At 46.0% G+C, this 13066-nt stretch carries 10 protein-coding genes; 6 read left to right on the forward strand and 4 right to left on the reverse strand.

The window, feature by feature from the left end; all coding sequences use genetic code 11:
• Nucleotides 1-82: 82 nt before the first annotated feature.
• Together ACO0KZ_RS12180 and ACO0KZ_RS12185 are read left to right on the forward strand one after the other, a co-directional pair.
• Complete coding sequence (locus tag ACO0KZ_RS12180) at nucleotides 83-2161, forward strand: molybdopterin-containing oxidoreductase family protein (RefSeq protein WP_422995503.1); 2079 nt, start codon at nucleotides 83-85, stop codon at nucleotides 2159-2161.
• A 295-nt stretch (nucleotides 2162-2456) separates the two neighbouring features.
• Entirely contained in the window at nucleotides 2457-4157 is a 1701-nt protein-coding gene (locus ACO0KZ_RS12185; protein WP_422995505.1) for a long-chain-fatty-acid--CoA ligase, read from the forward strand.
• A 48-nt stretch (nucleotides 4158-4205) separates the two neighbouring features.
• On the opposite strand, the gene ACO0KZ_RS12190 is transcribed toward ACO0KZ_RS12185, so the two are convergent.
• Together ACO0KZ_RS12190 and ACO0KZ_RS12195 are read right to left on the reverse strand one after the other, a co-directional pair.
• Entirely contained in the window at nucleotides 4206-4976 is a 771-nt protein-coding gene (locus ACO0KZ_RS12190; protein ID WP_422995507.1) for a substrate-binding periplasmic protein, read from the reverse strand.
• Nucleotides 4977-5081: 105 nt separating this feature from the next.
• Nucleotides 5082-5489 carry an acyl-CoA thioesterase gene (locus ACO0KZ_RS12195; protein ID WP_422995509.1) on the reverse strand — a complete coding sequence of 136 codons (408 nt, stop codon included), beginning with the start codon at nucleotides 5487-5489 and terminating at the stop codon, nucleotides 5082-5084.
• Nucleotides 5490-5706: 217 nt separating this feature from the next.
• Between ACO0KZ_RS12195 and ACO0KZ_RS12200 the strand changes: the two genes are divergently transcribed.
• From ACO0KZ_RS12200 to ACO0KZ_RS12215, 4 genes are all read left to right on the forward strand, one after another.
• Nucleotides 5707-7533, forward strand: a complete 1827-nt coding sequence (locus ACO0KZ_RS12200; protein WP_422995511.1) for an ABCB family ABC transporter ATP-binding protein/permease — start codon at nucleotides 5707-5709, stop codon at nucleotides 7531-7533.
• A gap of 51 nt (nucleotides 7534-7584) precedes the next feature.
• Nucleotides 7585-8544 carry a LysR family transcriptional regulator gene (locus tag ACO0KZ_RS12205; RefSeq protein WP_422995513.1) on the forward strand — a complete coding sequence of 320 codons (960 nt, stop codon included), beginning with the start codon at nucleotides 7585-7587 and terminating at the stop codon, nucleotides 8542-8544.
• Nucleotides 8545-8976: 432 nt separating this feature from the next.
• Entirely contained in the window at nucleotides 8977-10263 is a 1287-nt protein-coding gene (locus ACO0KZ_RS12210; RefSeq protein ID WP_422995515.1) for a Glu/Leu/Phe/Val family dehydrogenase, read from the forward strand.
• A 622-nt stretch (nucleotides 10264-10885) separates the two neighbouring features.
• Nucleotides 10886-11764, forward strand: a complete 879-nt coding sequence (locus ACO0KZ_RS12215) for an amino acid ABC transporter substrate-binding protein (protein WP_422995517.1) — start codon at nucleotides 10886-10888, stop codon at nucleotides 11762-11764.
• A gap of 633 nt (nucleotides 11765-12397) precedes the next feature.
• Here ACO0KZ_RS12215 and ACO0KZ_RS12220 read toward each other — a convergent pair.
• Both ACO0KZ_RS12220 and ACO0KZ_RS12225 read right to left on the reverse strand, forming a co-directional pair.
• Nucleotides 12398-12739 (reverse strand): type II toxin-antitoxin system RelE/ParE family toxin, encoded by a 342-nt coding sequence (locus tag ACO0KZ_RS12220; RefSeq protein WP_422995520.1) that lies wholly within the window; start codon nucleotides 12737-12739, stop codon nucleotides 12398-12400.
• An 8-nt stretch (nucleotides 12740-12747) separates the two neighbouring features.
• Nucleotides 12748-12987: a type II toxin-antitoxin system ParD family antitoxin gene (locus ACO0KZ_RS12225; protein ID WP_422995522.1), complete on the reverse strand. Its 240-nt coding sequence runs from the start codon at nucleotides 12985-12987 to the stop codon at nucleotides 12748-12750.
• Between the last annotated feature and the right edge of the window lie 79 nt (nucleotides 12988-13066).

The raw sequence follows: 13066 nt of genomic DNA on the forward strand, positions 1-13066 counted from the left end.
AGCGGTCTATCATCTTGGTATTGCCGTATCTATGCTAACCATGCAAGCCCTTGCATCTTCATACCAAATATAAGGAAGTACTATGTCTAGCTCTGTCGTTCGCGCCGTTTGTCCTCATGATTGCCCAGATACTTGTGCCTTATTGGTGACAGTGCAAGATGGGGTGGCGACGGAGGTTAAAGGCGACCCTGACCATCCCAGTACGGGCGGCGTACTGTGCACCAAAGTGGCACGTTATACCGAACGTACTTATCACCCTGATCGCTTGTTGTATCCACAAAAACGGATCGCAAATAAAGGTGAGGGCAAGTTTGTCAGAATATCTTGGGAAGAAGCCATTACGACTATTGCTACGCGCTTAAAGGAAATAGCGGCACGTAATCCTCTGGCGATTATGCCTTATAGCTATGCCGGTACGATGGGGTTGGTGCAGGGTGAAAGCATGTCTGCGCGCGTCTTAAATAAACTGGGCGCTTCTTTTCTTGACCGTACGATCTGCGCCTCAGCGGGCGGTACTGGTTATAAGTACACCTTGGGTGATCGTATCGGCACAGATGTCGAACAAACACAAAATGCGCGCCTGATTATTATCTGGGGCGGCAATCCTATTGCCTCAAATTTGCATTTTTGGACACGCGTGCAAGAAGCAAAACGCAATGGCGCAAAAATTATTGCGATTGATCCTTATCGTTCTTTGAGCGCTGAAAAATGTCATCAACATATCGCCGTTCGTCCTGGTACGGATTCCGCATTGGCATTGGGTATGATGCACGTGTTGATCAAAGAAGACTTAATCGATCACGACTATATCGCTCAATACACTTTGGGATTTGAACAATTAAAACAGCGTGCGGCTGAATGGACGCCTGAAAAAGTCGCTGCCATCTGTGGCATCACGGCAGCCGAAGTCGAGGGCTTGGCGCGCGATTATGGTGAAGGCGCTCGTCGCGGTGAACCTAGTTTGATACGTATGAATTATGGCGTGCAGCGTGTGCATGGTGGCGGTATGGCGGTGCGTAATATTTGCTGCTTGCCCGCATTAGTGGGCGCTTGGCGTCACGCGGCAGGCGGTGCTCTATTGTCGTCTTCCGGTGGCTTTGTTAAGAACTCTGATGCTTTAGAACGTCCTGATTTATTTCCAGCGGAACAGGCGAGTCGCACGATTAATATGAGTGATATCGGTAATAGTCTTTTGCACCCAGGCTCTGCCGAGTTCGGTCCTAAGATAGAAGCGGTGCTGGTCTACAACTCAAATCCGGTCGCGATCGCGCCTGATTCTTCTGTGGTGGCTCAAGGGTTTGCACGTGAAGATTTATTCACTGTGGTCTTGGAACACTTTCAAACCGATACCGCGGATTACGCCGATATTTTATTACCTGCGACCACACAGCTAGAGCATGTTGACGCCCATAGCGCTTATGGACATCGCTATATGATGGCGAACAACGCTGCGGTGGCGCCTATGGGTGAAGCGAAATCGAATGCTGAGATCTTCCGTTTGCTGGCGCAGGCTTTAGGATTTACCGATCCCTGTTTTGCAGAATCGGATGATGCGATCGCGGCACAAGCCTTCAATTTTCAGCATGCACGTACTGAGCATACCAACTGGGAGCAATTGAAACAGCAAGGTTGGTCGAAACTGAAAATGCCCGATGCCGCTTTTGCGCATGGCGGCTTTACCACACCTTCAGGTAAATGCGAATTTTATAGTCGGCAAATGTTGGAAGATGGTCTAGATCCTTTACCTGCGTATATTCCACCTTACGAGTCAGTGGTCAGTAATCCGGAATTGGCAGCAAAATATCCGCTGGCGATGATTTCACCACCCGCACGTAATTTCTTGAACTCGACTTTTGTGAATGTCAAAAGTTTGCGTGATACAGAAGGCGAACCTCATCTCGATATTCATCCAGACGATGCAGTACAACGTCAGATTAAAGCAGGTGACATGGTAAGAATCTTTAATGATCGCGGTAGCTTTGTCGCAAAAGCGCGTGTCACTGAAAAAGCGCGCGCTGGTCTAGTGGTCGGCCTGTCGATTTGGTGGAAGAAGTTTGCTTCCGATCATAAAAATGCCAACGAAGTGACAAGCCAAAAGTTAACCGACATGGGTGGAGGTCCAACTTTTTATGATCTTTTGGTCGAAGTCGAAAAGGCCTGAGTCGCCTAAAGATAGTATGTTGCAGCGCAAAATTTCCTAGAGCTAGTGCTCAGTTTTTCTTGATTTTTCGAGGCTAATTTGCACGAACAATAGTCAGAGCGAGAGCCTTGGTGTATCGTGTTGCTGTACAAATTTTATCAAATTCTATGAACTGTGATCGCTAGCCTAATGAGCTTTTAACGCTATTTATTTCACAGGTAATTCTCATCATGTATTTTCATAGATTAGATTGACGAGCAAAATTAGCAAACAAGGGTCAACATGAATTGGCCAATAAATTAAAAATGGAGACCGCATGAATACTATCGTGAGCGCAGACAAATTTTGGCTTAAATCCTATCCGCCAGGCGTACCGGCGGAGATTGATGTTACTCAATATAAATCCTTGGTTCATCTGTTGGATGAGGCGTTCAAGACCTTTGCTGACCGCAATGCCTATGTCTGCATGGATAAGTACATGACATACGGTGAGGTCGATGCCTTGTCGAAAAAAGTCGCAGCTTGGTTGCAAAGCCGTGGCTTAAAGCCTGGTGCCAGAGTCGCGATCATGATGCCGAATGTGCTGCAATATCCGGTAGCTTTGGCGGCGGTATTACGTGCCGGTTACGTAGTGGTCAACGTCAATCCTTTATACACACATCGCGAGCTCGAGCATCAATTAAAAGATTCTGGCGCAGAAGCAATTTTTGTTTTAGAAAATTTTGCGATTACTCTAGAACAGGCGATAGCCAATACCGATATCAAGCATGTCGTTGTGTGCTCTATGGGTGAAATGCTGGGCGGGGTCAAAGGTGCGATTGTGAATTTGGTGGTTCGCCATGTGAAGAAATTAGTACCAGCGTTTAATTTGCCAGGCTCAGTGACTTTCAAAGAAGCATTAGCGCAGGGCGGTTCCATGAAGTTTCAGCCTATGGACGCCAAGTTAGATGATGTCGCGTTCTTGCAGTACACCGGTGGCACAACTGGCGTATCCAAAGGTGCCGTGCTCACACATAAAAATGTGGTTGCCAATGTACTGCAAAATCATGCTTGGTTAAAGCCGAGTATGGATGCGCATAAAGGAACGCCACAATTAGTGTTTGTCTGCGCATTACCGCTGTATCACATCTTCGCTTTGACGGTATGTAATATGGTCGGTACGCGTATCGGTGGTTTAAATATTTTGATTCCTAACCCACGTGATATTCCAGGCTTCATCAAAGAGCTTAAAAAATACAAGGTGAATGTTTTCCCTGCAGTGAATACCTTGTACAACGCTTTGTTGAATAATCCAGAATTCTCCAAGACAGATTTCTCAGGCTACTTCTGCTGCACAGGTGGCGGTATGGCGGTGCAGAAGGCCGTGGCGGAAAGATGGAAAGCGGTGACGGGCTGTGCCATTGCAGAAGGCTATGGATTATCTGAAACCTCGCCAGTGGCAACAGCGAACTATGCTGACTCTAAAGAATTTACAGGCAGCATAGGCCTGCCAATTTCTTCAACCGAAATTGCTATTCTAGATGATGACGGTAAGCCAGTACCTTTGGGTGAAAGCGGTGAAATCGCCATCCGTGGCCCGCAGGTGATGCTAGGCTACTGGAATCGTCCTGATGAGACGGCTAATTCATTTACACCAGATGGTTTCTTCAAATCCGGCGACATCGGTATTATGGATGAACGTGGTTTTACAAAAATTGTCGATCGTAAGAAAGACATGATTTTGGTGTCGGGTTTCAATGTGTATCCAACTGAAATTGAAGGTGTTGTTGCTGGTCATCCCGGCGTGTTGGAGTGTGCTTGCGTCGGCGTGCCAGATGAAAATTCAGGTGAGGCTGTGAAATTGTATGTCGTCAAGAAAGATCCGGCTTTAACGAAAGAGGATTTGATGGCCTTCTGTAAGGAAGAATTTACTGCTTACAAGAAACCGAAGTACATTGAATTCCGTACTGAATTACCAAAGACGAATGTCGGTAAGATCTTGCGACGTGCTTTACGCGATGAGGCAAAGAAGGCTTAAAGCGTTAAACAAAAAAGAGAGCTTCGGCTCTCTTTTTTTATGCGCGATCTACTTTTGAGTTTTGCTATTGGGTTCTTCTGGTAAATATTTCTGCTGAATTTTGAGGAAGGTCTTGTCTTTCTTCATGCTCTCTAAAGCGGCATTCCATTTTTTTATCACGGCGGGATCCGTATTTTTTGAAGCTGCAATATACAGTTCACTCTTAAATAACTCGAAAACAAGCTTAACGTCGTTGACAGTATAGCCAGCGGTTTGTGCTGAGCTCTGTACACCAAGTCTAGAATCGGTGTAGACAGGAATACGTCCCATCATTAATTTTTTAAAACTAGAGATATTGGAACTTGCACGGTCTAAATTATTAAATCCTAAGCGAGTTAAATTTTGATCGCGAATATCGCCGCGATAGACACCGATCAGAGGAATTTTTTTTGCATCTTCTATGCTATTGATTTCCAATGTCGAGTCTGCTTTGGCATACAAACCATAAACATTCGCCATGATAGGCCCTATCCATTGGTACAGCGATTCGCGTTCAGGTGTGCGAGCCATGCTAAATAGTAAGGTGTTGGCATTGTTATTGATCTTATCGATCCCACGCGACCAAGGAACGACTTGAATCGGGTCGTCATTATTTACCCGCCTTTGGATTTCTTTGACTATTTCCACAGTCATACCAGTTAGCTTACCGTTCTCATCAAAAAACTGTAGAGGGCGGTCTGCTTCGCAGTACAAAGATAAGGATTGTGCAGAAGCGAATGCGCAGAATAAATTCGCGCTAAGGAATACAAACAATGCAATGCGTCTATAAAAAACTGACATGCTCTTCTTCCGCCTTGTTTAACTATGACAAACATTGCTAGCCGTGGCTAGGCTTGTTTTTGAGTGCGTCAATCATGTTAATCGATAAAGACAGCATCATTCTAACTATAAAGAGTCAAGTTTGGGGATTTGGCGTGGTTTGCGGTGTCCATCTGTCGCCACATAGGTCAGAGTCGCTTCGGTCACTTTGACGGTGTCTGCTTGCAGTCGATTGCGCTCTGCATAAACTTCCACTGAGACAGTGATGGAGGTATTGCCGACTTTGACGACTTCCGCATAAAAAGATAACAAATCGCCGACAAATACTGGTTGTTTAAATAAGAAAGAATTTACCGCAATGGTTGCTACCCGACCGTTGGCTCGCCGTGCGGCCGGGACCGCGCCGGCAATATCGACTTGCGCCATAATCCAGCCACCAAACACGTCACCGTGGATATTGGCATCCGACGGCATAGGCATAACACGAATCGTCGGCATGGAATTAGGTAATGAGGTTTTGGTGCTATCTGTCATGGCTTTCTCTCTTAGATCGATTGAACGCGATACAATCACAGGAATACTTTTTAAAGTTACGAGTCTGATGATTGCGCCGCATTAGTTGCATCGATGGGTAGTGCTGATTAGTAGTGTTGAATTAGCACTTAAATTTCAGTTAATTATTTAGTTGATAAAAAATGCTTTAGCGCAATAGAGACCAATGATATAACAAATCCTTTTTTGATGGTAATCCATGCGTCGCGACTCTCGCCCTTCCTCCCCAGCTAATCCCAGTGCCGTGCGTGGCGACTGGTCTACCGTTAAAACTTTATTACCTTATTTGTGGGCTTACAAGTGGCGGGTTTTACTTGCCCTAAGCTTTTTGGTCGGTGCCAAACTCGCCAATGTCGGTGTACCGCTCGTCTTGAAGGAGTTGGTTGATCGCCTGACGATCAATCCATTAAGCCCAACGAGCTTGATGGTCCTACCGCTTAGTGTATTGATCGCTTATGGTGCTTTGCGTTTGTCGACAACCTTGTTCACTGAGATGCGCGAGTTTGTGTTTGCCAAAGTCACACAGCGCGCGGTGCGCACTATTGCGCTGAAAGTCTTCCGCCATTTGCATGCACTTTCATTGCGCTTTCATTTGAATCGCCAAACCGGCGGTATGACGCGTGACATAGAACGCGGGACCAGAGCGATTTCTTCGCTGGTCTCGTTCGCCTTGTTTAGCATAGTGCCGACTCTGTTAGAAATCAGTTTGGTTCTGACGTATTTGTTTGTTAAATATGACAAATGGTTTGCCATTATTACCATCCTCGCTTTAGTCGCTTACATTATTTTTACGATTGCGGTGACCGAATGGCGTACGAATTTTCGCCGCACCATGAACGAGTTGGATTCTAAAGCCAGCACCAAGGCAATTGATTCTTTGCTTAATTATGAAACCGTAAAATATTTCGGTAACGAAGAATATGAGGCGCAACGCTACGATCATGGTTTGCAAAGCTATGAAAAAGCGGCAGTTAAATCGCAAACTACCTTGTCACTATTAAATGCTGGCCAGTCCCTGATTATTGCCACTGCGGTGACTTTGATTTTATGGCGTGCGGCGCAGGGTGTCATTGATCAAACCATGAGTTTGGGTGATCTGGTTTTGGTTAATGCCTTTATGATTCAGTTGTATATTCCATTGAATTTTCTGGGTGTTTTGTATCGTGAGATTAAGCAAAGCCTCGCTGATATGGAAAAGCTGTTTTCTTTGATGGATCAAAATAGGGAAATTGCCGATAAAGAAAATGCGCCTGCTTTGCAATTGCAAGGTCATGTGTCACCAGAGGTCGTTTTTCAAACCGTGAATTTTAGCTACGAAGAAAAACGTCAAATTTTGTTCGATGTCGATTTTAAGATTGCTGCAGGAACGACTACTGCGGTCGTTGGTCATAGTGGGTCTGGCAAATCGACGCTCTCGCGCTTATTGTTTCGCTTTTACGATATTCAATCTGGCGCGATACAAATTGCAGGCCAAAATATCTTGGATGTAACGCAGCATTCTTTACGTCAGGCGATTGGTATCGTGCCGCAAGATACCGTTTTATTTAACGACACGATTGCGTACAACATCGCTTACGGCAAACCAGGTGCCACGCAAGACGAGGTGATTGCGGTGGCTAAAGCAGCTTACATTCACGATTTTATCGAGACCCTGCCGGATGGTTACGATACGATGGTCGGTGAGCGTGGTCTGAAATTGTCCGGTGGTGAAAAACAGCGAGTCGCGATTGCTCGCACTCTACTAAAGAATCCTGTCATTATGGTTTTTGATGAAGCGACCTCTGCTTTAGATTCAAAATCAGAACAGATGATACAAGCTCAACTGAAGCAAATTGCCAAGAGCCGCACCAGCTTGGTGATCGCGCACAGATTATCAACCATCGTCGATGCGCAGCAGATTTTGGTGATGGATAAGGGCCGCATTATTGAGCGCGGTACGCATATCGAGCTATTGGCTTTAGCTGGCGCCTACGCGCAAATGTGGGAAAGACAGCAACATACGAATGTGGTAGCGCAAGAAGAGTAAGTGCGTGTAAAACGGTAGTGTGAATTTGTTCTAATTTTTTCGGCGATATTTATGGAAACCAAATGGCTAGAGGACTTTGTCTCCTTGGCGGAAACCAATAGTTTTAGTCGTTCAGCGGAATTGCGGCACGTGACCCAACCCGCATTTTCACGACGTATACAATCGTTAGAAGCATGGCTAGGTGCGGACTTGATAGACCGCACTTCTTACCCCACAAGACTGACCAATGCGGGTGAGATTTTTTTTGAGCAAGCGATTGCGATGCTGGGTCAAATTAATAATGCTCGTGCCTTATTGCGAGGTAAACGTACTTCGATTCAGACCACCGTCGATTTCGCTGTACCCCATACTTTGTCACTGACTTTTGTGCCGAAATGGCTGACTGAATTGCAGAGTAATTTTGGTGATATTAATAGTCGCTTGCTGGCGCTGAACGTGCATGATGCGGTGATGAGTTTAGTAGAAGGTGGTTGTGATTTGATGCTGTGCTATCACCATCCGCAGCAGCCTTTGCTTCTCGATCCTGCGCAATATGAAATGATTAGTATGGGAACCGAAGCATTGCGCGCTTACGCCCGTTGCGACAAATCTGGCGTGCCAGATTTTGTCCTGCCCGGCACGATAGAGCAGCCATTACCATTTCTTGCCTATGCAAACAATGCGTACTTGGGGCGCATGGTGGATTTGATTTTGAATCAAACCAAACAAACACTGCATCTCGATAAATGCTACGAAACCGATATGGCTGAGGGACTCAAGATGATGGCCTTAGAAGGCCGCGGCGTTGCGTTTTTGCCTGAGTCTGCGGTGCTGCGTGAACTCAAACAAAAGCAGTTAGCTCGTGCTGATGGTGGTGTCGACGCATGGGAAGTGGGGATGGAGATTCGTTTGTATCGCGAGCGCCCGTCAGAGCAAAAATCTGGTAAGCCTGTGGTAGCCAAATTATGGGATTATTTGGCGCAAAAATCGCAATTGGCGAGTAAGTCAAAAACCATACGTTCACAGCGTTAATGGAATAGATTTTGTTTTTCCAGAAATGCAGGAAGTCTTGCATTTCTGGACGCGAGTTTGGCGTAACTTGAGCCTCTACTTAAGCTTATGCACTGCGATCTTCCTTCCTGTTTTTCAAAAATTCTCAGTAACCTCTCAGGCCATAAGCGCCTATAGATCAGAAAATTCCTCCCAGCTCAGACTGTACGGATGGGTACTGAATCGCCCCTCTGCGACGTTTAATTTAAATGATATTAAAGAAACTATGCGTATCGCACATAGTTAGATGCAAACAAAGCATTGGAGACTCTAGCAGCATTTGTCTTAAGATTCGCTGCCTTTCACCTAGGTGAAAAAGACTGTTAAGGCAAAACCAGCGCTCTCGCATTAAGGATTGCGCAAACAGCAAAGCTAATTGTCCAAGACTACTTATTCAAAGAAACGAGACTTACCATGTCTAGTAATCACCAAATCCCGTCCTATCTGACCCCGCATGCGACTGGCCCATGGAATGTATACCTGGAGCAAATTGATCGCGTCACGCCTTACCTCGGTAACTTGTCACGTTGGGTTGAAACTTTAAAACGCCCTAAGCGCATTTTGATCGTCGATGTACCTATCGAACGTGATGACGGCACTATTGCCCACTTCGAAGGCTATCGCGTACAACACAATACCTCACGCGGCCCAGGTAAAGGCGGCGTGCGTTTCCATCAAGATGTGACTTTGTCCGAAGTGATGGCTTTGTCGGCCTGGATGACGATTAAAAACTCTGCAGTCAATGTGCCATACGGTGGCGCTAAAGGCGGTATCCGCGTTGATCCTAAGACTTTGTCACGTGGTGAATTGATGCGTATGACGCGTCGTTACACGTCTGAAATCGGCATCATCATCGGCCCAGATAAAGACATTCCAGCACCAGACGTCAATACCAATGAACAAACCATGGCATGGATGATGGACACCTATTCCATGAACGAAGGCCGCACCGCGACCGGTGTTGTCACTGGTAAGCCAATTTCCCTCGGTGGTAGTTTAGGTCGTCGTGAAGCAACAGGTCGCGGTGTATTCGTTGTTGGTTGCGAAGCTGCTGCGAAAAAAGGCGTGACGATTGCAGGCGCAAAAATTGCGGTGCAAGGTTTTGGTAACGTAGGCGGTATCGCTGCACGTTTATTCGCTGAAGCTGGTTCCAAAATCGTTGCGGTACAAGATCACGGCGGCACCATTTTCCACTCGAATGGTTTCGATGTACCGAAGTTGTTAGACCATGTCGCAACACATGGTAGCGTGGCTGGTTTTGAAGGCATAGAAGCGGTATTGCCTAACAATGAATTCTGGTCAGTCAATTGTGACATTATGATCCCAGCGGCATTGGAACAGCAAATCACAGAAGCCAACGCGAACGAAATCAAGGCCAAGATTATCCTGGAAGGCGCAAATGGTCCAACGACTCCAGAAGCCGACGATATTCTGCGCGACCGTGGTGTCTTGGTCGTACCAGACGTCATTGCAAATGCTGGCGGCGTGACCGTGTCTTACTTTGAATGGGTACAAGACTTCTCTAGTTATTTCTGGACCGAAGACGAAATCAATAATCGTCTGACACGCATCATGAAAGAAGCGTTTAGCTCGGTATGGCAAGTCACGGAAGACAAGAAAGTATCTTTGCGTACTGCTGCGTTTATTATTGGTTGTACACGAGTGCTACAAGCGCGAGAAGTACGTGGTCTCTACCCCTGATAAATCCGATTTTCGGGCGCTGTGCGTTGTTGCTTGTCCTCGCAATACTTGTGTATTGCTGCGGGAAGCGCCTAGCACAGCATCCCGAGAATCGAATTTCTCAATGAAGGAGAATGGATAGCGATAGTAGGGCGCAGCTCGGCGTTGCAAATGCTCGCAATATTGACATATTGCTCCGCCGAAGTTCAAAATTCAGCCTTGATCTGCATCCCGAGAATCAAATTTCTCTTGGCTCAATGGATTCTCGGGCAAGATAAAGAAAAGTTTGTGGTGAGCGGTCGATCCATCGTCCTTGTCGCATGTGGCACTGCCAATTGTGCATTACAGAAAATGGAAAAAGAAAGCCTTGCTGTCTGAGCCGCAGGCGAGTTTCAAGGCTTTCCCATTTTTTGTAATGCACAATTGGGAACCAGAAGGGCAGTGACGCCTGCGTCGCCTTTCTTTGCATCCTTTCTTTGGCGAAGCAAAGAAAGGATGTGGCCGCCGGGCCACCCCCGGCCAGGGGACGTAAAGTTTATCCCATAAAGCTAAAGGAGATTTAAAAGCAGATTAGTACCCTCGCACACACAAACCTCTCAAAGTGTAAAATACCACGGCAATCATTTCCCCACGAAGGAACACCGTGTTCAAGCTGTTAAGTTACATCTTAGTCTTGCTATTCGCAATAGAAGCCAACGCCAACGATACCTTGGCGCGTATCAAAGAACGCAAAACCATCATCATCGCGCATCGCGAAGCGAGTATGCCTATCTCTTACCTGTCCGAAGACAGCAAGCCTATAGGCTATGCGGTAGACATCTGCAGTAAAGTGGTAGAACGCATCAGGCGTGAATTGAAAATGCCACAACTCACAGTCAGTTATTTGCTCGTCAATTCATCGAATCGTTTTGTAGCGATACAGGAAGGTAAAGCCGATTTTGAATGCGGTACCACTGCCAACACTGCCGAGCGCCGCAAGCAGATGGCGTTTTCTATCCCTTACTTTTTTTCTGCAACGCGCCTATTAACAAGTGCGGAGTCAACAATTAAAAATTGGTCAGACTTATCGCAAAAACGCGTCGTCGTGGCGCGCGGCAGCCTTGCCTTGGCTTTGTTAAGACAGCAAACACAATTCAAGTTTTCAGAATTAAGAATAATAGAAGCCAGTACTTCCCATGCTGCTTTTGAAATGCTGCAACAGGGACAGTCAGACGCCTTTGTCAGTGAAGAGGTGGTATTAGCAGGTTTGCGTGCGAGCGCCGATCAAATTCAGCATTGGAAAATCACAGGCGACGGCATAGGCATAGAAGCTCAAACCATCATGCTAGCCAAAGACGATCCCAGCTTGAAAGTCTTGATCGACAAAGAAATCGCCAGAATGATGAATGAGGGTGAACTCAGCAAACTCTATGAAAAATGGTTCACGCAGCCGTTGCCGCCGACAGGTGTCAACTATGCTTTGCCTATGAGTTTTTTACTGCGCGATAGTATGCGGTTTCCTTCGGATAAGGTGTTTAATTAAGTGAGCTAAGCTAACAGTATCTACTCCGCAGTCCTTAGAATGAGACTTCGTGCTTTGTTTATGTTTTCAATCGTTATTGGGTCTGAGAATTTGGAAGCTTCCTGAAGAACTATATCGATCACACGCCATTGCTCATCTGTGTAAGGCTGAGTCGAATTCCAGCGAAGGTTATCAATGAGTGAGTAGGTTAGCGTGTCACAGGCATCGTTCCAAGAGCCGCCCAAATAGGCGCGTAGGAGCCATGCCGATATATAGAAATGTTTGGCGTCATCAGATAGAAGCGGCAAATCCCATACGTGTTTCTCAAATATTTCGTCTGGCAGGGTATTTCCTGAATACGCTAAGAAATCTTGTGTAAGTTCCTTACATTCTGGGCATTGGTGGGGAGCGACAACCGTAGGTTTTGAGACGGAAGTAAACGCTTCAATGATTTTGGTGCGAAGTGAATTCTTGAGCGTATTCTGCATTGTTAGATATTGTTAGCCCGGTAGGTGCGATTAGCTTCGCGTAATCGCACGAATGATCAATTTTTCAGTTGCTAGTACAAACTTCAAGCTTGTGAAAGAGAATTTTTAGGTAATCTTAATTCAAATCTAAACGAAGATGCTAATCGCACCTGCTGCACTTATTATTTTAAGCATTTACGTCGTTCAACAACCAAGCAGGAATGTCGCGTTGTTGATGCAAGATGCGCCAGATGTCAATGCAATTTGATTGCTCAAGATAAAAAATAAGATAAGGAAAATGCTGACAAGGCCAGCAACGCAAGCCAGGTAGGTTTAGCGTATGAGCGTATCGTGGCGAGCCTGATTCTGGATAAGTTTGAATATGTTGAATGGCGGTTTCTAATTCGTCGACGAAATCAAGTGCTGCTTTGGTCGCTTCTTGTTCCATGTAATAAGTGATTATTGCTTGTATGTCTGCATCTGCACGGACTCGGCGAATCACAGCTTTGCTGCTGGGAGGCTTGTTCACGGCCACAATTACTTAGGTTTGGTGCTGTTGATCAGCGAACGTAAGTCGTCAAAGTAAGCTTGATCAAATTGCCCAATCACTTGCGATTCTGCACCTTCTATCAATAAGGCGCGTAATTGTTGCCGCTCTTGATCTTTGCGGATGAGCTCACGCACATATTCGCTAGACGTGCCGTAATGCCCCTTTGCTACTTGCGTATCAACAAAGTTTTTGAGGGGCTCTGGGAGAGAAATATTCATTGTGCTCATGCAGACATCTTAGAAGTCTTGGCAAAATTTGGCAAGATTTTTTAGAGATGCTATTTGCATGTTAACAAGCATTCGCAGC

The organism is Undibacterium sp. Di24W (assembly GCF_049340325.1).
Lineage (GTDB): Bacteria > Pseudomonadota > Gammaproteobacteria > Burkholderiales > Burkholderiaceae_D > Undibacterium.